The 17,441-nt window shown below is 47.6% G+C and carries 14 protein-coding genes; 11 read left to right on the top strand and 3 right to left on the bottom strand.

Annotated features, from left to right (window positions below):
• Positions 1–73 precede the first annotated feature (73 nt).
• Complete coding sequence (gene aspA, locus HPY27_RS02935; RefSeq protein WP_217437851.1) at positions 74–1,498, top strand: aspartate ammonia-lyase; 1,425 nt, start codon at positions 74–76, stop codon at positions 1,496–1,498.
• A 70-nt stretch (positions 1,499–1,568) separates the two neighbouring features.
• Here aspA and pdaA read toward each other — a convergent pair whose 3' ends face one another.
• Positions 1,569–2,354, bottom strand: a complete 786-nt coding sequence (gene pdaA / locus HPY27_RS02930; RefSeq protein ID WP_173622121.1) for a delta-lactam-biosynthetic de-N-acetylase — start codon at positions 2,352–2,354, stop codon at positions 1,569–1,571.
• Between the two features lie 279 nt (positions 2,355–2,633).
• On the opposite strand from pdaA, the gene HPY27_RS02925 reads away from it, so the two are divergent.
• The 4 genes from HPY27_RS02925 (at position 2,634) to HPY27_RS02910 (ending at position 9,394) form a co-directional block, all read left to right on the top strand.
• Positions 2,634–2,897, top strand: coding sequence for a DNA primase (locus HPY27_RS02925; protein WP_174224314.1), 264 nt, complete (start codon positions 2,634–2,636; stop codon positions 2,895–2,897).
• Positions 2,898–2,997: 100 nt separating this feature from the next.
• Complete coding sequence (locus HPY27_RS02920) at positions 2,998–6,270, top strand: DEAD/DEAH box helicase (RefSeq protein ID WP_174224313.1); 3,273 nt, start codon at positions 2,998–3,000, stop codon at positions 6,268–6,270.
• Positions 6,271–6,451: 181 nt separating this feature from the next.
• Positions 6,452–8,212 (top strand): CotS family spore coat protein, encoded by a 1,761-nt coding sequence (locus HPY27_RS02915; protein ID WP_017249423.1) that lies wholly within the window; start codon positions 6,452–6,454, stop codon positions 8,210–8,212.
• A gap of 33 nt (positions 8,213–8,245) precedes the next feature.
• Positions 8,246–9,394: a glycosyltransferase family 4 protein gene (locus HPY27_RS02910; protein WP_017249422.1), complete on the top strand. Its 1,149-nt coding sequence runs from the start codon at positions 8,246–8,248 to the stop codon at positions 9,392–9,394.
• Positions 9,395–9,636: 242 nt separating this feature from the next.
• On the opposite strand, the gene HPY27_RS02905 is transcribed toward HPY27_RS02910, so the two are convergent.
• The gene (locus HPY27_RS02905) at positions 9,637–10,281 is read right to left on the bottom strand and encodes a hypothetical protein (protein WP_371814300.1); all 645 of its coding nucleotides are present in this window, start codon (positions 10,279–10,281) and stop codon (positions 9,637–9,639) included.
• Positions 10,282–10,457: 176 nt separating this feature from the next.
• Here HPY27_RS02905 and HPY27_RS02900 point away from each other — a divergent pair, with 176 nt between their 5' ends.
• Genes HPY27_RS02900 through HPY27_RS02880 form a run of 5 tightly spaced genes read left to right on the top strand, consistent with a single transcriptional unit; the run spans position 10,458 to position 15,481 of the window.
• Complete coding sequence (locus tag HPY27_RS02900; RefSeq protein ID WP_173622118.1) at positions 10,458–11,495, top strand: DUF7847 domain-containing protein; 1,038 nt, start codon at positions 10,458–10,460, stop codon at positions 11,493–11,495.
• Positions 11,488–12,114: a DUF4129 domain-containing protein gene (locus tag HPY27_RS02895; RefSeq protein WP_017249419.1), complete on the top strand. Its 627-nt coding sequence runs from the start codon at positions 11,488–11,490 to the stop codon at positions 12,112–12,114. Before HPY27_RS02900 ends, HPY27_RS02895 begins: the two co-directional genes overlap by 8 nt.
• Positions 12,107–13,231, top strand: a complete 1,125-nt coding sequence (locus HPY27_RS02890) for a DUF4350 domain-containing protein (protein ID WP_017249418.1) — start codon at positions 12,107–12,109, stop codon at positions 13,229–13,231. Before HPY27_RS02895 ends, HPY27_RS02890 begins: the two co-directional genes overlap by 8 nt.
• Positions 13,232–13,239: 8 nt before the next feature.
• Complete coding sequence (locus HPY27_RS02885; protein WP_174224311.1) at positions 13,240–14,160, top strand: AAA family ATPase; 921 nt, start codon at positions 13,240–13,242, stop codon at positions 14,158–14,160.
• Positions 14,111–15,481 (top strand): DUF58 domain-containing protein, encoded by a 1,371-nt coding sequence (locus HPY27_RS02880; RefSeq protein ID WP_017249416.1) that lies wholly within the window; start codon positions 14,111–14,113, stop codon positions 15,479–15,481. Before HPY27_RS02885 ends, HPY27_RS02880 begins: the two co-directional genes overlap by 50 nt.
• On the opposite strand, the gene HPY27_RS02875 is transcribed toward HPY27_RS02880, so the two are convergent.
• Positions 15,448–16,428 (bottom strand): stage II sporulation protein M, encoded by a 981-nt coding sequence (locus tag HPY27_RS02875; RefSeq protein WP_173622115.1) that lies wholly within the window; start codon positions 16,426–16,428, stop codon positions 15,448–15,450. The two genes, HPY27_RS02880 and HPY27_RS02875, sit on opposite strands and share 34 nt — an antisense overlap.
• A 79-nt stretch (positions 16,429–16,507) precedes the next feature.
• Between HPY27_RS02875 and HPY27_RS02870 the strand changes: the two genes are divergently transcribed.
• Entirely contained in the window at positions 16,508–17,332 is an 825-nt protein-coding gene (locus HPY27_RS02870; protein WP_174224310.1) for an RDD family protein, read from the top strand.
• Positions 17,333–17,441 lie beyond the last annotated feature (109 nt).

Genomic DNA, 17,441 nt, shown 5'->3' with positions numbered 1-17,441 from the left:
CTTCCTGCATCAAACTGTGGTAGAATGGAGAGGAAGTAGCAACCATTATTCCTAGAAGGCTGGTCTGATAAGAATGGAACAACAGACGTTTCGAGTGGAAAAAGACTTTCTTGGCGAGAAGCAAATTCCAGTAGATGCTTATTATGGCGTGCAAACGATGCGAGCAACGGAAAACTTCCCAATCACCGGGTATCGTCTTCATTTTTCCCTCATCAATGCAATGGCAATGGTAAAAAAAGCAGCTGCGATGGCCAATATGGAAGTTTCCAGATTGAATCCACGGTTAGGAAATGCAATTGTCGCTGCGGCGGAAGAAATCATGCAAGGAAAATGGCATGATCAATTTATCGTCGATCCGATCCAGGGCGGAGCAGGTACTTCGATCAATATGAATGCCAACGAAGTGATCGCGAACCGCGGTCTTGAAATGCTGGGTGAGAAAAAAGGAGATTATTTCCACCTCAGCCCAAATACACATGTCAACATGTCTCAGTCTACCAATGATGCTTTCCCGACAGCGATTCATATTTCAACACTTACTCTGTTGGAAAAGCTGCTCGTGACAATGGAAAAGATGCATGATGCATTTGGCCAAAAAGCAAAAGAATTCGATGATGTCATAAAAATGGGTAGAACGCATTTGCAGGATGCGGTTCCGATTCGCTTGGGCCAAGAATTCGAAGCATACCGTCGAGTGCTTGAGCGCGACATTAAGCGTATCAAGCAATCTCGTCAGCATTTGTACGAAGTGAATATGGGAGCGACTGCGGTAGGAACGGGTTTGAATGCTGACCCTCGTTACATTACAACAGTAGTCAAGCATCTTGCCGATATCACAGGCTTCCCGCTGACAGGTGCGGAGCATCTCGTGGATGCTACACAAAACACAGATGCGTACACAGAAGTATCAGCAGCACTGAAAGTTTGCATGATGAATATGTCTAAAATCGCAAATGACTTGCGTTTGATGGCATCAGGACCTCGAGCTGGACTGGGAGAAATCTCCTTGCCAGCACGTCAGCCAGGCTCCTCGATTATGCCAGGAAAAGTCAATCCTGTCATGGCAGAACTCATCAACCAAGTAGCGTTTCAGGTCATCGGAAATGACCATACGATTTGTTTGGCTTCCGAGGCAGGTCAGCTAGAACTGAACGTTATGGAGCCTGTGCTTGTCTTCAACTTGCTGCAATCGATCAGCATTATGGACAATGCATTCGATGTCTTTACGCGTCACTGCTTGGAAGGAATCGAAGCAAACCGCGAGCGCATGAAAGAATACGTCGAAAAAAGCGTAGGCGTCATTACTGCGGTGAATCCTCATCTCGGATATGAGACTGCTGCACGCATTGCCCGCGAAGCCATTTTGACAGGAAAGTCTGTACGTGAGCTGTGCTTGCAACACAATGTACTGACAGAAGAGGAGCTGGATCTGATTCTCGATCCATTTGAAATGACTCATCCAGGTATTGCTGGAGCATCCTTGCTGGATCGCGACTAAACCAAAAAACTCCCGCGCTTTGCACATGCGAAGCAGCGGGAGTTTTTGCTTGCAAAAGGAAGGGCTTGCACTACTTTTTCGGAAGCTGCTCCAAGCTCTTGAATTCATAGCCTTGCTTGCGTGCTTCATCGATCATCATCCCGAGAGCCTCTGCATTGTCTTTGGAGACAGAATGGAGCAGAATGACAGCGCCAGGATGCAATTGAGCCATCACGCTATCATAGGCATATTTTGCCCCTCGCTGGACTTTGGTATCCCAATCTTTATAGGCGACCGACCAAAAAACATTGGTATAGCCCATATCTTTGGTTACAGCAAGTGTGCGATCGCTGAAAATTCCTCTAGGAGGTCGCAAGTAACGCATGTTAGCTTGTCCGGTCACTTGCTGGACTGCATCCCTTACTTTCGTCAGTTCGTCTTTGATTTTCTGATTCGATACGGTTGTCATATCGGGATGGCTCCAGGAATGGTTGCCGATTAGATGTCCCTCTTGCGCCATTCGCTTTAACAACTCGGGCTGTTCCTTCACAAAGTGCCCTGTCACAAAGAAAATGGCAGGGACTTTTTTCGCGACAAGTGTATCTAAAATCTTTGGTGTAAAGCCGTTTTCATAACCGTTATCAAACGTCAAGTAAAGCTCTTTTTTCGTGGTATCCCCTAAAAAAACCGCACCGTGACGATCCACAATGCCTTTAAAGCCTTCCTCGTTAATAGAGGGTAACTGACCATTCTTGCTCTTTTTAAATCCAAAATGGTACGGGTGATCTGGTGAGGCCATAATCGAGTCAACTGGCAAGGCACTTGTAAGCAACAAGCTAATCCCGATCAACAAGCTTTTGATCCATCGTCTTTTCAATAAGGAGCTCTCCCTTCTGTAGCGAAGTCATGATGTATTTAAGGCGATTCCATCAAAAGTTTGTCCAGTCTACTTCCAAATATGTAAACGTACATCTGCAACAGTGGCTAGGTAGAAGGGCAAGTGAAGCGGTATTCCAAGTTGTGTAAAAATCTTCTCTGGATAGGGAGACAACTGTCCATACAAGAAAAAGGAACTCGTCATATAGTATCAAAGTCGACAGAAAACTGTTGGCAAATGCTACCAAGTAATCATCTATAGCCAGGAGGTGTGGTTAACATGGAAGAATGGTTGGAGCAATTACGTGATGCCATCGGTGAAGGTGCAGAAGAATTGGAAGTAAAAATCGAATACGAAGATGGTACCACGAAAAAATTGTACTTCGGCAGTAATGATGAAGAAGATGAAGACGAAGATGAAGAATCCGAAGACGAAGAATCCGAAGACGAGGAATCCGAAGACGAGGAATCTGAAGACGAGGAATCTGAAGACGAGGAATCCGATGACGAAGAAGAAGATGACGACGAAGATGACGACGACTAATCGTTTGTATTTGTTGAAAAAAGATACGCGTACATGCGTATCTTTTTTCTGTTGCATTCTGTAATATTAAACATATTTCATGATGAGGATGGAGCAGAAAATGAGCTTTCAAGTGAGTCATCAAACGATAAAAGAATGGTGTGGTCGCCTTTCCTATGAAAGAGGAAAGACGTTTTACCGTTCTGGGAACGTGCTTGTGGAGCATTTTCAACAGGAGCCTGCCTGGATCAAAACCACAGTGAACGCAGGAAAAAATAATTATCAGGTCACGATTGAACTGGACGAGTCTGGTATGGCAGCAGTGTGTAGTTGTCCTACTTTAGCGTCGTATGATCACTACTGCCAACATATCGCAGCTTCGTTGTTAACCATGCGTGATCTGCAAGTAGACGAGCATCCTGGCAGCTATTCCACTTCCTTTGCAACGAGACAAGCAGGCAGGACAACCCAGCCTGATTCCCAGCTAACAGAGGGACTGTTCGGCTTGTTCGTGGACCGGCCGATTCGGACAAGCCATAATCGCGTGTTGCTGGATTCACGAACAACGCTTGCCTTGGAAATCATATGTAAAATCATACCATACGGCTTTCGCAAGAGCATGATCGGAATAGAGCTGAAGCTAGGGCCAAAGAGGTTGTACATCGTAAAGGACATTCGCGCGTTTTTAGACCAGGTGGATAAGCAGCAAGTGTATCGTTTCTCTAGCCAATTTGCCTATGATCCGAATTTGCATCGCTTTTTGCCAGAGCATGAAGCCATTCTCCGTGAACTCCTGCAAATTTACCGCACGGAAAAAATATATCGAGAGACAGCAAGCTACCATTATCAGGAACAGAAGCATGTGGGTGGGGAACGGGTTCTTCTTGTGCCACCCTTTACCTGGGAGCGATTATTTGCTTTGCTACTTACCGCACCGACTGTTCACATTCAGCATCATGACCAAATGTATCCAACGTTTGCATGTATAGATGAGCCGCCGCCACTCCACTTCGAATTCGACCAGACCAAAACCGATCAATATCAGCTGGAAGTCCAAGGATTCAAGCAAATCACTGTCTTGGAAGCTTACGGATTGTTGCTCGTAGATGGCATATGGCACAGACTACCAAAGGAACAATGCCACAGTTTGGCTGAGCTGAAGTACCTGCTAGAATCTCATAGCAGTGAGCGAATTCACATTCCCGCGGAAAAAATCGAGCCATTCATGGTGCAGGTTGTCCCGGCCTTGATGAAACTGGGGAACGTGCAAATTGCAAAGGCCGTCTCGGAACGAGTCGTGCAATTCCAGTTAAAAGCCAAGCTGTATTTGGACAGGGTAAGAGACCGGCTGCTGGCGGGACTTGAGTTTCAATATGGCGATATCGTCATCAATCCGCTGGAAGGGAATGAAGGAGGAGGGCAACGTGGCAGTGAGCTGATTTTGATGCGTGATGGGGAGAAGGAGCGGCAGATTTTAGGGCTGATGGAGGAAAGTGCCTTTACCCGCACGGAAGGCGGGTATTTTCTAGATGACGAGGAAGCTGAGTACGACTTCCTTTACCACGTCGTCCCTAAGCTGGAAAAATTGTTAAAGGTATACGCAACAACTTCCGTAAAAATCAGGATTCAGCCTCTCCACCTACCACCAAAAGTAAAAGTGGATGTCGATGAGCGAACAAATTGGCTGGATTTTCGCTTTGATATGGATGGGATACCCGAGTCCGAGATCCGAAGTGTTATCCAATCGGTAGAAGAAAAGCGCAGATATCATCGGCTGTCGAATGGAGCACTTCTGCCACTTGAGACAAAGGAATTTGAGCAAATTAATCGTTTCCTGGACGAGATGGGCATGCAATATGCTGAGCAAATGGGGAGTGGTTTTCAACTGCCTGCTTTTCGGGGACTGCGCTTGCTTGATATACCCATGCAGGGACAGTCTGTTCAGCTAGGCAAATCATTGCGCCAGTTTTTGGAGAATATGCGTAACCCTGATAATCTGGACTTTCCAGTACCCGAATCATTGCAGGCAACACTTCGTGATTATCAGAAGTTTGGCTATCAATGGATGAGAACATTGGCACACTACGGCTTTGGGGGAATTCTCGCAGACGATATGGGACTGGGGAAGACCTTGCAAAGTATTACCTTTCTTCTCTCTGTCCTGCCCGAAATCCGAGAACAAAAGCTCCCGGCGATTATCGTGGCTCCTGCCTCTCTTTTATATAATTGGCACAATGAAATCAAAAAGTTCGCGCCAAATATCCGTAGCGTTATTGTGGATGGAACGAAGGAAGAGCGGAATCAAATCGTAAACGAGCTGTCAGAAATCGATGTGCTCATTACTTCGTATCCGCTCTTGCGTCGTGATCATGCCCAGTTCGAGGAGTATTCCTTCCACACCTTGATCTTGGATGAAGCGCAAACCTTCAAAAACTATGTGACCCAAACAGCTCAGACAGTAAAACGATTGAAAGCTAAGCATCGCTTTGCTCTTACGGGAACACCTGTGGAAAACAGGATAGAGGAGCTGTGGTCCATCTACGATGCTGTTTTCCCTGAGCTTTTTCCGGCAAGAAAGGAATTCCTCGACTTGCCGCGAGATACGATTGCGAAGCGGACGCGCCCATTTTTACTACGCAGGCTTAAGACTGAGGTACTGAAGGAATTGCCGGCCAAAATTGAAACACTGCAAAGCGCAAGGCTGTTGCCAGAACAGAAAAAGCTGTATGTCGCCTATTTGGCGCAGCTCCAACAGGAAACAGTGAAGCATCTGTACAATAAAGGCTTTCAAAAAAATCGGATCAAAATTCTCGCTGGCTTGACGAGACTGCGTCAGATATGTTGTCATCCGGCGCTGTTCGTCAAAGAGTATGACGGCGGGTCAGCCAAGCTCGAACAGCTATTCGAGATCATCGGTGAATGCAAAAACGCTGGGAAGCGCGTTTTGCTCTTTTCTCAATTTACGGAGATGCTAGGGATAATCGGACGCGAGCTGGGGTATCACGGTGTCCCGTTTTTCTATCTGGACGGACAGACACCAGTGGCAGAGAGACTAGATTTGTGCAACCGATTTAACGAGGGCGAGCGAGATCTGTTTCTCATGTCATTGAAAGCTGGGGGAACAGGATTGAATGTGACGGGTGCGGACACCGTAATCTTGTATGATCTGTGGTGGAATCCCGCTGTGGAACAACAGGCAGCTGATCGTGCCCATCGTATCGGACAAAAGAACGTCGTTCAAGTGATCAGGCTTGTTGCAGAGGGGACGGTCGAAGAGAAGATGTACGAGCTGCAACAAAAAAAGAAAAACTTGATCGAGGAAATCATTACACCGGGGCACGAGGCTATCTCTTCTTTAACCGAGCAAGAAATACGCGAATTGCTGATGATTTAACATGAACAGCTTGACTGTCGCTACCATGCGAGGGGTCAAGCTGTTTTTGCGAGACTTTATCCCTGTGCGAATAACGAATTGGCAGACTCCCAATGATATTTGTCCGGTTCGAGATAAGAATATAGCGAATAGCTTATGGAGAAGGACGAAGGCATCACCACAGTAGTGTGGGGGGAATGGAATGGAACAATATGTGATTAAGCCATGGGATACCCGAGAAGGGAATGTGGAAACGCCGGCTAACTGGGATTTGACAGTGCCACCAGAAGTAGACGCGATCGCAGAAGAAGTGGTCAAAGAGTATGACATGTCGGTGAAGAGTCGTACGCTCATTACTTCCAAGCCAGACAAAGGCGGGGCTATTTGGCGCATTGAAACAGATAAAGGTCCGCGCAGCCTAAAGGTACTGCACCGTACGCCTGAACGCAGTCTCTATAGTGTGGCTTTCCAAGAATACGTCGTCAAACAGGGGGCAAGGGTACCAGCACTGATTCCTGCCCGAAATGGCAGTCTATTTGTGGAAAAAGGCGGGAAACTCTGGATTGTTACCGATTGGATTGCTTTGCAACCGGCAACAAAAGTAGATTTGGTAGGCGCGCAAGAACTTTGCTACGGTCTTGGTGAATTCCATCGTCATTCGAAAGGCTATATTCCGCCCGCAGGAGCCAAAAACTCTTCCCGTTTATATCGTTGGCCCAATCATTATCAAAAGATTGCCAAAAAAATCGGGTGGATGCGGGAAGTAGCAAAAGCCTACAGTGAAACACCAACAAGTAAATCCATTTTGGCCGTCGTTGATCACTATGAACAGCAAGCATGGGCAGCCTTAGAGAAACTAAAAACATCTTCCTATCCGAAAATGATCAAAATGGGAGAGGCGCACTGGGGATTGGTGCACCAAGATTACGGCTGGTCAAATGGTCAAAATGGTCCGGGAGGGCTTTGGGTCATCGACCTGGATGGCGTGTCGTACGATTTGCCATTTCGGGATTTGCGCAAGCTCATCACCAGTACGATGGATGATATGGGCGTCTGGGATGTTACCTGGATGCGCGGCATGATCGAAGCCTATCATAAGGCGAATCCACTGGATCGCGAATCGTTTGAAGTGCTCTTAAATGATATGGCAGTGCCAAACGAATTTTATAAGCACCTCAAAGAGATGTTTTATGATCCCGCAATCTTTCTGTCGACGGAAGCGGAAGGCATTTTGCAGCGAGTGTTGACGGGGGATAAAACGAAAGATGCGGCATTGGCAGAACTTGCAAAAGATATCAGCAAATACGAACCGGGCAACTATGACCAAATAACGGAAGTAGTTGAACCGCAAAGGCTGGCGTCAGGTATCAAGGACTTCATACCTGTTGCGGTATCCACTCCACCGACAGAGTCTTTGGTCGAGGTGCCGAAAGACGAAAAGTCCAAGAGCAAGGTGTCTAAGGTGAAGGTATCCAAAGACAAAGAGTCCAAAGTCAAGCAGCCTGCAAGCGACAAAACGCCAGTTATACGGGAAGAAAGCCAGCAAGAAGGGGCAGAGGCAGAACAAAGCACTACTCGCAGAACTCGAATCTCATTTTCGGGAAATGTTCCTTTTACGCCATCAGCGCCACTCGCTACAAGCGAAGCACGAAACCTCGTTCGTCGAAACAAAAAGCGGGGAATGAGCTCAACTGTCTCAAAAAGCAGCAGCAATAAGTCAAGCAAGCCTCAAAGAAGAGTAAAGGTCTCTATCAATGTAAAAGCCAAATCACCACAAGCAAAACCCGCAAGTCAAACAGGGAAAAGCAAAAAAGGAACTGTGTGGACATCTAAACAGCAGTCCCGGACCGTCACTTCCAACAAGAGCAAGAAAGTTGCCAAGACGGCGAAACCAAGCCGTAAATTCATCAACAATCAGATGAAGAAACAGCGTCATAAATCAAAGAAGACGAGAGGCAACTAATGTAAGAAGTCGGAACGGGAAAGGAGAATACGGATGAAAGTTATCATGGTCTGTACAGAGAAATTGCCAGTCCCTCCTATACGAGGGGGAGCGATTCAGACTTATATTGCAGGGATTGCAGATATTCTAGGGAGGCATCACGAGCTGACTATCCTGGGAACGTCGGATCCCACGCTACCGATGGATGAAAAAGTTCGCAATGCACGTTATGTGCGGGTAAATGGTCAAGGGGTGTTCGAGATTTATGCACGCGAAGTAGCCGCTTTCCTAAGTGCGAACAACTATGATGTTATCCATGTTTTTAACCGACCGCGGATGGTTCCCATCATTCGTGAAGTATGCCCGAACGCACGTATCATTTTAAGTATGCACAATGATATGTTTGATCCGGTAAAAATAGGGCAGGCAGAAGCTGCTAGAGCCGTTGCTGAAACAGAACGCATCATCACCATCAGCGATTATGTCGGCCGGGTCATTTCATCGCTATATCCTGAAGCCACAAACAAGCTTCGTACGATTTATTCAGGTGTGAACTTGGAAACATTTGTTCCGGTGGAAGGATCCAATACGGCGCAAAAGATTCGTCAGGAACTGCGGTCGACGCACAATCTTGGCAACAAACAAGTGATATTGTTTGTAGGACGATTGACGCCGAAAAAAGGGGCCGACATTCTGGTTCGCGCGATGAATGAACTCCGCTCCTACCATTCCAACATCGCTCTCGTCTTAGTTGGAGGGTCCTGGTACGGTGAAAATAAAATCAGTGACTATGCAGCATATGTACGATCATTGGCGAATCGTTCGCCTGTTCCGGTAATTACAACGGGATTTGTTCCGGCAGATCAGATTCACCACTGGTTCTGGGCGGGGGACGTTTTTGTCTGTCCTTCGCAATGGGAGGAACCACTGGCACGTGTCCATTATGAAGCGATGGCTGCCGGTCTGCCTTTTGTCACGACAAAACGGGGTGGAAATGCTGAGGTGATCATCGGAGGCAATGGACTGTTGGTCGAGCAGCCGGAGGACCCTCAAGCGTTTGCTGTACAGCTGAAACAACTATTGTCCAGCCGCGATCTCCAACGTCAAATGGGGAGAAGTGGACGCCAGCTTGCCGAACAAAGATTTACATGGGATCGAGTTGCGAGAGATGTGCTAGATGTATGGAATAACATGGGTAGGTAAAACCAAAAAGTGAATGCTATCAGCCCACTTCCCTAAAGAGAGATCGGAGAAGTGGGCGTTTATTCATACCTTCGGGACGAAAGAGACTTGCAATGTCCTTCTAGAGTGGACAGGCCTGTCTGAACAAAAGGGCTCGTCCCACATGCCTATTGTACGAAATGGGGGAAGATGGGGGGAATCTACTACGCACAGACTCCCCGCATCTTCAGGTAATCCTGAAGCTCCTTAGAATATCAGCTTGTTCAATTAGGTTCTGCATTTGGAATAATCGCGACGATGTGGGTGATAGGAATAAGAATAGAGGCTCCGTTTGTACGTGAGGAGGGTAAGGTCTGTAATTCAATGATTCCTTCGTCCACTCTAAGAAGCTTGCCGACTCGGTAAGAACGACTCTCAGGTCCCCAATCCGTCGTCAGTAAGATCTCCACAAGTTGATCGTTTCTCATGCATTTGCTGAGTTCTTGACGAAGCCCTTCAATACATACTTGATCAGCCGATTCTTCCGTTTCGACATCTACCTTCACTAATGGTGCAGGGATGACGATTGGCTTCGGTGCTTCTACTTGTACAACAGGTGCCTCTACTTGTACAACAGGTACCTCTACTTGTACAACAGGTGCCTCTACTTTTACAACAGGTGGCTCTACATGTACAACAGGCGCTTCTACATGTACAACAGGAGCGTCTACTTGTACAACAGGTGCTTCTACTTGTGGAATGGGGGTGGTCACATTCACTTGAGGTGCGCGAACGTGGATACGGGCAAAACGGCGTAGTTGCCTGAGCAGACTATTGGATTTGCGTTTGGTAGATCGCTTCTTGCAGGGGCAGCAGCGGGTTTGCTTTGCTTTTAGTTTCTTCTTTCTCAATGCTTTCAAAGGCAACACCCTCCTTACTATGCATGAAATATCATATTCAGTAGGGTGGCGACCGCATTGGACTAACACCTGATTTGACAAAATCAGGCAGGAAAACATTAGCAAAATTAGATGATTTTTTTAAAAAAATAGGAAAATCGTGTATACTTATCAGGTAATCTCAAAAAGAAAGATGGAGGTTTCTCATGAATCGTACGCCGATTGCCCCCATGGGAGTGGGGAAGCTGTTGGACAAGAGCTTTTCTGTGTATCGCCAGCATTTTGGAGCATTCTTTTTGTTGGCTTTAATTTGGTTCGGTCCATTGTTACTCCTGCAGCAACTGCTTTTGGTTGATCTGACCAGAGTGCCTTTGCTCGCACAAGATACAGAAGGTATGGATTTTGCAGAATCGTTAGGCGCAAGATTTGCCGGACAAGAAGAATTTATGACACAAAGCCTTCCGATGCTGCTCATATTCATATTCCTTGTCGCACCAATCCTTTTGATCATCGCCTATCCGCAAATGATTTCCGGTTCGATTTTACTGACGAAGGCTGCTCTCGAGGGTGAGACCTTGAGCCTAAAAGATGCCTTAAAGGGGGCACTTCGTCGATTTTGGCCGCTCGCGGGCAGTACTTTCCTATATGGAGTAATCGCGTTTGCAGTGTCGACAGCATTTGTCATCGTATATGGATTGATTTTCGTTATGATCGCCTTCGCCGGTGGGATGACATTAGAAACCATGTTTGATCCGTCAGATGAAGGCAGCATTGTGCTTATGATCGTTTTAGTTTTATTTGGCTATTTATTCTTAATTGCTGGGATGATGCTCGTACCAGGCTATTTCTTAATTCGTTGGGGTTTTTATATGCCGCTCGTTCTGTTCGAACGCGATGGAGTCGGAATCGGCCAGAGCTGGAATATGACAAAAGGAAACTTTTGGCGTTTATTCGGTCTTTTTGTTGTTCTCAGTGTGATCTACTCGATGTTCTCTAGCGGCATGCAATTAGTACTCACTGGCGTCTTAGGTACATCTATCCTCGCGCAAATTATTCTGGTTGCACTTACCTGCCTCTTGACCCCTTGGATGGCCATTGTTTACGCGTTGGCTTACTTTGATCTGCGCGTGAGAAAAGAAGGGACAGATTTACAAGAGCTAGTTAGCCGTCAGCTTGCCACATCTGCACCAGTAGAACCAGCAACGCCTACCCCTGCACAAGAGCCGGGAGTTACTCATGATTAGCACGAGTCCTTGGGTAGATGACAAGGAGCATTTACAAGAGATTCTAGCCAGAGACGAGTTCAATTTGCCCCAAGGCAGCGGCGAGAACTGGATTCAAAGAGCGATGGAGTTTGTGATCGAGTTGCTCGCCGATCTTTTTCAGTGGACTCATATTCCAACTGGTGCTGCTAATACCGTATCTACACTCGTGCTCATTATGGCAGTACTGGGACTGGTCGGCATCATTTACTGGTTGTTCCGCAGAATGATTTGGGTGCAGAAGAAGCATCAACCGCTGTTTATGGACGGTGAAAAAATACGTTCTCATGCAGACTATTTGCGTGATGCGAAAGAAAAAGCAGCGCGAGGAGAATGGCGGGAAGGAGAACGCTCGTTGTTTTTGGCGTTGTTGGTCTATATGCAAATGAAGTCATGGGTTCGTGTGGAGAAATGGAAAACGAATTGGGAATACGCAGAAGAAATTGAGGCAAATCAACCGAGCTTACGCGATGTGTTCGGCAGCTTCGCACGAGAATTCGACGCTGTTTGGTACGGGCAAGCACTTGTTGATGAAGGGTCGTTTTGGCAACGTGTAAACGAACTGGAAGGCATCTGGCGCGAGGAGGGACAGCATGGATAGTTTGCGCACCTATCGTGTCGGAATAGTTGTGGCTACCTTGTTGCTCGTCATCGTGGGCTGGTTGATCGTCAAGCCTACAACTGAGCCTCTCCCACCGTATTTGGCTTCATCTGCACAGCCGAGCGGACTCAAGGCTGTGCTCGTACTCCTGGAGGAAAAAGGCAAGCAGGTAAAGGAATGGCGGCAGCCTATGCGTTTTTTACCAACAGCAACTGGGCAGGCCATGCTCGTAGTAGAACCAGAAAAACTGATGCCAGAGGAACAGATAGACATTCTGGATTGGGTCAGTGAAGGCAATGACCTGATTCTCTTTCAGTCGAGACCAGAGTGGGAAGACCTTCCCTTTTATACGGAGTACATCCGGGAAAAAGAAAATCAGGAGCGAAACATTCAGGGACCTCTCGTCCAGGGCAGGTTCATGGGCAAAGCAGAGACCTCATTTCGATTTTTAGAAGATGAGGACATGGAGCCACTTCTCTACGACGATCAGGGGATACTCGGAGGAAGAACAGAAGTAGGAGATGGCAGTGTCACGTTTTTTCTCGTACCGGAATGGCTAACCAATCAAAAAATTGATCGACTGTCCCACTTTGAAGCGATCTGGCCGTATGTACAAGGAGACTGGTCCGTCCTGTGGGTAGACGAATACCATCACGGCTTGCAGGAAAAACCAGGTTTTCTGGCGATCTATCCGGGCTGGCTCATAGCTGCCTGCATTCAACTCGGTATCCTGCTTTTGCTGTATGTGTGGTGGAGAGGAAAACGTTTCGGACCGGTCTATACGCTTAGGGAATGGACGGTGCGCCGTGGTGATGAGACGTTGCTCGCCGTGTCTAGCTGGTATGAGCGAAGAGGGCTGGCACAGGATGCGTTGCGCCATCGAGAAGCGTACATGCGACAGCTGTTGTACGATCGGTGGGGAGTGCACCAACGAGCTGATCGTGTGGAAATCATGCGATATGCCAAAACAAGATGGACAAATCAAGAGGTAGAGAAATTCGCTCATCTGCTAGAACGACTGGAACAGGCAAAAAACGAAGGGCGATACTCGCCGAAGAGCTTGCTTGCAGACAGTCTTTTGTTGGATGAGATTACGAAGCGTCTGGAGAAGGAGTGACAACTACTGTGGAGCAATTGTTGCAACAAATGGAAAAAGAGCTGGTTGGTCAGCGGCAAAATGTTCGGTTACTGCTAACAGCTTTGGTTGCCGGTGGACACGTTTTGCTAGAAGGTGTACCTGGTATCGGAAAGACGAAAATGGTAAGGACCTTATCGGAATTGATGGGGGGCGTGAGCAAGCGCGTCCAGTTCACGCCTGACATGATGCCATCGGACATTATTGGTCATGTGGTGTTCAATATGCAGCAGAACCAGTTTGAGACAATCAAAGGTCCTGTTTTCGCTAACTTATTGCTGGCGGACGAGATCAACCGGACTCCCCCGAAAACCCAAGCCGCCCTTTTAGAAGCAATGGAGGAAGGGCAAGTGACGATTCATGGTGTCACCTATCCTTTGCCAGATCCGTTTTTTATCGTCGCCACGCAAAACCCGGTGGAGTACGAAGGGACGTATGTGTTGCCGGAGGCTCAACTTGATCGCTTTTTGTTCAAGCTAACAATGTCGTATCCTTCTCATGAAAATGAAAAGCAAATCCTCGCCAAACATATTCCCAATAAGCGCAGCCACGAGCGTAATCAAGAGCCGCTCTTTACATGGGAGGCGATTTTGGAGAAGCGACGCCAATTAGAAGAAGTGGTTGTGGATGATTCGATTCTGGAGTACATAACGACACTGATTCGCAATACACGCGAAACGAAGCGATTACTCTTAGGTGCCAGCTCTCGTGCCGGAATCGCCGTGTTGATGGCGAGTAAAGCCTGGGCACTTTTGGACAATCGCAAGTTTGTGACGCCTGATGACGTGAAGATGGTGGCCCGCCCTGCATTGCGGCACCGACTCATTCTGTCACCGCAGGTAGAATTGGAGGGGGGTACCAGTGACCACATCATCGAAGAGACGCTGGCGGCTATTCCAGTTCCTCGCTGATTTTTTGGCAGACCGTTTTGTCTTGCCATCCAAGCGGCTGCTTGTGGCAGTTTTGCTAGGCACACCCATCGCGATCGTCGGATTTCTACTGGAGATTGGCTATTCGACATTCTTTTTGTACAACGGTTTACTCCTGATCGCTAGCATCTTGGATTGGGTTACCATCCCCAAGCGCCGAGACTTGTCGATCCAGCGAATTTTGCCTGAGCAGACGGATATCGGACAATCGTTTTCGATCGAGCTTGAACTGGCGAACAGAAGCGGGCAATCTGTTGCGTACTCTATCGTAGATGATCTTCCGCTGTCATTTGATGAAGCCGGACCGATCACAGGTGTGATGGAGCGCCCCTTAACCAACCTAAGTTTTGAAACAAGAGGAAAAGAACGCGGAGAGTACGTGTTCCGCTGGCTTTACATGCGGTGGCATGGCAAGCTCGGCTTGTGGTATCGCCAAAGCCGCTTTGCGTGTGAACAAACAATCAAGGTATATCCTGACCTTTCAGCCGTTCGTGGCTATTTGGCTTCGTTGCAGGAGAGCTTGATCGTCGACGGGAAAAAAATTATGCGCAGGGCGAAAGCGGGTACGGAATTCCATGCGATCCGCGATTACGTCCCTGACGATGATCCTCGGATGATTAACTGGTCTGCATCAGCACGCTCCCGACGTCTGATGACGAACCAATATCGCCCAGAGCATGGCAAAGTGATTACCATTTTGATCGATTGCGGCAGGTTGATGGGCGTCGAGCTGGATAACCAGACGAGACTGGATCGATCGCTGGAGTCTGCTCTCACGTTAGCGGCAGTGGCATTGCGTCAAGGAGATCAGGTAGCGTTACTAGCCTATTCGCATGAGATCAAGACGTACATACCTCCAGGCAGAGGGCTGCGCCACTTGCACACTCTGTTGGAGGCAACCTACAACCTGACGAGTGATTTTGTAGAGGCTGATCCGGCGAAGGCGCTTGAATTTTTGAATCGCCAGCAGAAGAGAAGGAGCTTGGTGGTACTTTTTTCAGATATGGAAAATTACCTTGTCGAAGATCAGTTGAGCCATTATTTGTGGCGGATGCGCCGTTCGCATTTGATCTTGCTGCTGTCTTTGGCAGATCCGCTTCTGCATGAATGGAGTCATATAGCCACGAGCAACAGCAGCTTGGCGTTTACGAAGGCGGTAGCTCAGCGGTTCCAGCTCGATCGCAGGGCGTTTCAACAAAAAATGATCGGCGCGGGTATCCAGGTACTGGACGTTCCGGCCGATCAATTGACGCTGACGGTTATCAATACTTATTTGGACATCAAATCAAGAGAAGCTTTGTGAGAATCGGGTCTGTATCCGAGGAGGTACCAGGCAATTAGCAAAAGCAATGTGCCGACAGCTACGATGTACTTGGCTTCGAGTGAGAGGCTCGATGGAGTGATGTAGCCCTCGATGATTCCCGCGATGAACAAGAGTGGGATAGTAGCCAATAGCAGATGCGCAGATTCTTTTGCCGCCTCCAAAAATTGATGTTTTCGAGCGTAGCGGCCGGGCACAAGCAGGCGGTACCCCATGTGAAGACCTGCTCCGCCAGCAATGAAGATGGCAGTCAGCTCGATCACGCCGTGTGGCAAAATGTAGGCCCAAAACGCATAGCTGCTATCTGCATGATAGTAGACGGCTGCCAAAGCGCCAACCAGAAGGCCATTGAATAAGAGAAGGTAGATGGGGACGATTCCGAATGTAATTCCACTGACAAAGGCCAGCATCGCAACTTTGATGTTGTTGGTCATAATCATCGTGGAGATGACCGGACTGTCAAGAGAGTCGTGCCCTTCTCCCAGCCTGGATGGATCGATCTGCTCCGCCATCCCTTGTGGCAATACATAATACAGGTTGAGTGGATCGACCATAACGGCAGCAAAGCCAGAAATACCACCAATGATGAATAGAAGCGCTGCCACACCAATGAAGCTCATTCGCTTATGTACGAGACCCATCAGGTAGCTGCCAAAGAAATGCTTGAGCTGCTGCCAGCTGCCTATTCGCTGCTTGTAAGCCAAATTATGTGCACGTAAAACGAGTTGATTTAAGTAGAGCGTGATCTCGTCTGCAGGATGGTAGGAGCGCACATAGGCCAAATGAGCAGATGTTTTCTTATATAGTTGTGTCAGGCGATCAATATCGGTAGCACTGATGTGCCGAGGTTGTCGGGTAAAACGCTCCACTAATTGTTCCAGTTCGGCCCAAGAGGCTTTATGCTTGTGCCAAAACGAGGTAATATCCATGTATAATGCCTCCTTACATTAACGCGTGTTTCAAAACTAGAAAAAACCTCAAAGTTTCGAGGGGGGGAAGAAAACCATCATGAATGAACCGACATACGTCAGTGGGTCAAATCGAGAAGCTTCTGTCGTGACACCCGAGCATGTTATGCTGCGATTTCAGACGGCAGGTCTAGGCAGCCGCGCCACTGCGATGCTGATAGATACAGGAATCTTGCTCCTGGTTAATCTTACTGTATTTATTTTGTTTGGTATAGTTTTATTTGGAAATGAAGATGATTTTTTCCTGGATTCTGGCAACTACGCGTTGGCCATTGTCCTCCTGGTTATCTTCGTAGTGAATTTTGGTTACTTTTGGTTACAGGAAGCACTCTGGGGCGGACAGACCGTTGGAAAAAGGATGGTCGGTATCCGGGTCATCCGTGAAAACGGACAGCCTGCGACGTTTGTTTCCTCGACGATCCGGAATCTGTTTCGCATCATTGACGCAATGCCAACTGGTTATTTTCTTGGGGCGCTCGTATGCTTTTTCCACCCCCGTGATAAGCGAATTGGCGATATGGTAGCGGGCACAATTGTCGTGGTAGAGTCAGGACAGCGATCGACTCTTTTTCAGAAAAAGAAAGACAAACAGCCAAACGGCTTTGATTTGAATCATGCGCTACTCGTGCTTGAAGAGCGGCAAAAACAGGCGATCACCCGAGAGGACTGGCAGTTGCTTTCCTCCTTTATCAGCAGATCATCCTCTTTATCTCAAGCGAAAAAATATGAGCTCGGGAATCAAATTGCCAGCATCATGCGCAAAAAATTAGAGCTTGTTGACGAACAGACTACCAAGGAAGACCCGATCCTGTTTTTGCAAAGACTGCACAATCAGTTGCAAAGCGAATTTCAACTCCGAAAATAAAGCGAGATACCGCCAAATAAATGGCGGTATTTTCTTTTCTCGACTTATTTATCCATTATTCAGCAAAATGCTGATTCAAAAACTTTCTATGTTATAATGAAACCTCACT

Origin of the sequence: Brevibacillus sp. HB1.1 (assembly GCF_013332445.1) — a bacterium.
GTDB classification, from domain to species: Bacteria; Bacillota; Bacilli; order Brevibacillales; family Brevibacillaceae; genus Brevibacillus; species Brevibacillus porteri.
Note: the sequence above shows the minus strand (reverse complement) of the source record. Positions and strands in the feature narration are given on the sequence as shown.

What these genes read in the sequence shown, in the direction of transcription:
- aspA (WP_217437851.1), top strand. Translation starts at nt 74, where the DNA reads ATGGAACAACAGACGTTTCGAGTGGAAAAAGACTTTCTTGGCGAGAAG.
- HPY27_RS02925 (WP_174224314.1), top strand. Translation starts at nt 2,634, where the DNA reads ATGGAAGAATGGTTGGAGCAATTACGTGATGCCATCGGTGAAGGTGCA.
- HPY27_RS02920 (WP_174224313.1), top strand. Translation starts at nt 2,998, where the DNA reads ATGAGCTTTCAAGTGAGTCATCAAACGATAAAAGAATGGTGTGGTCGC.
- HPY27_RS02915 (WP_017249423.1), top strand. Translation starts at nt 6,452, where the DNA reads ATGGAACAATATGTGATTAAGCCATGGGATACCCGAGAAGGGAATGTG.
- HPY27_RS02910 (WP_017249422.1), top strand. Translation starts at nt 8,246, where the DNA reads ATGAAAGTTATCATGGTCTGTACAGAGAAATTGCCAGTCCCTCCTATA.
- HPY27_RS02900 (WP_173622118.1), top strand. Translation starts at nt 10,458, where the DNA reads ATGAATCGTACGCCGATTGCCCCCATGGGAGTGGGGAAGCTGTTGGAC.
- HPY27_RS02895 (WP_017249419.1), top strand. Translation starts at nt 11,488, where the DNA reads ATGATTAGCACGAGTCCTTGGGTAGATGACAAGGAGCATTTACAAGAG.
- HPY27_RS02890 (WP_017249418.1), top strand. Translation starts at nt 12,107, where the DNA reads ATGGATAGTTTGCGCACCTATCGTGTCGGAATAGTTGTGGCTACCTTG.
- HPY27_RS02875 (WP_173622115.1), bottom strand. Translation starts at nt 16,428, where the DNA reads ATGGATATTACCTCGTTTTGGCACAAGCATAAAGCCTCTTGGGCCGAA.
- HPY27_RS02870 (WP_174224310.1), top strand. Translation starts at nt 16,508, where the DNA reads ATGAATGAACCGACATACGTCAGTGGGTCAAATCGAGAAGCTTCTGTC.